Source organism: Rhizobium sp. P1_E6, from assembly GCF_056405875.1.
In genome coordinates, this window is record NZ_JBFUBG010000331.1 from 1 (window position 1) to 784 (window position 784).

Annotated in this window: 1 protein-coding gene; it reads right to left on the reverse strand. The window is 56.3% G+C overall.

Annotated features, from left to right (window positions below; translation table 11 throughout):
- Nucleotides 1-224: 224 nt before the first annotated feature.
- On the reverse strand, nucleotides 225-784 hold a 560-nt coding region (locus tag AC1D35_RS36570), incomplete at its 5' end, for a Rossmann-fold NAD(P)-binding domain-containing protein (protein ID WP_477942948.1).

A 784-nucleotide genomic window follows, 5' to 3' on the forward strand; every position in this document is an offset into this window, starting at 1 on the left:
ACTCAGAGGTGGCTCACTTCTCGGTGGAAAAACCGGCTCAGTTCCGCGTGAAAACCAACAGCCGCGATCCTGCAGGGCCTGGGCTCTCTTCTTTTCAGAAAAGACATGAGGTTGGTCTCGTGCGAGACATTGCCGACCGGGGTCGTGGTAGTGGCGTACCGACCAGCTGCTTGGCGTTGAGCCCTAGCAGCGGGTATCTGCGAAGATTCTCGCTGCTAGGAAGGCTATTCGGCTGCGACCGCTCTAGGTGCGGCAAGGATGGCTGGTGCAATCACGTTTTCGATGAACCTATCGATCGATTGCGGCAGRACGCGAGATCCTGGCCGCCCACTTTCGCGAACCGGTCCGTGGCTGAACGTCTCCCATGCTTCGTTCATCAAGATCGAGAAATCTCGACCAATTCCAGCTTCCATCATTCTTGCCACATCGTCCTCACTGGACGACGGTGCGACCGGAAAGGGACGACCAATAGCGCCAGAAATGATGTCTGCGATCTTGGTGGTAGTGAGACCTGGCTGACCGTGAAGTTCCACTACTTGCTTGCCTCCAAAATCGAGCGCCACAAGCCGCTCTACCGCTACATCGGCGACGTCGGCCGTCCCGCCCATATCAATCAAAGAGTCCGGTGCGATAGGCCACGTGAGCGCCCCAACTGTCGTCATTGTTGGCAGAAAATAGAAGAGGTCTTCAAAAAACATTGGCGAGCGCAAATTAAGGAGGTTGAGGCCAGGCACGGCGTTCAGCCGCTGCTCGACATCTCCGTGAATTAGAACGAGGCCTCGAT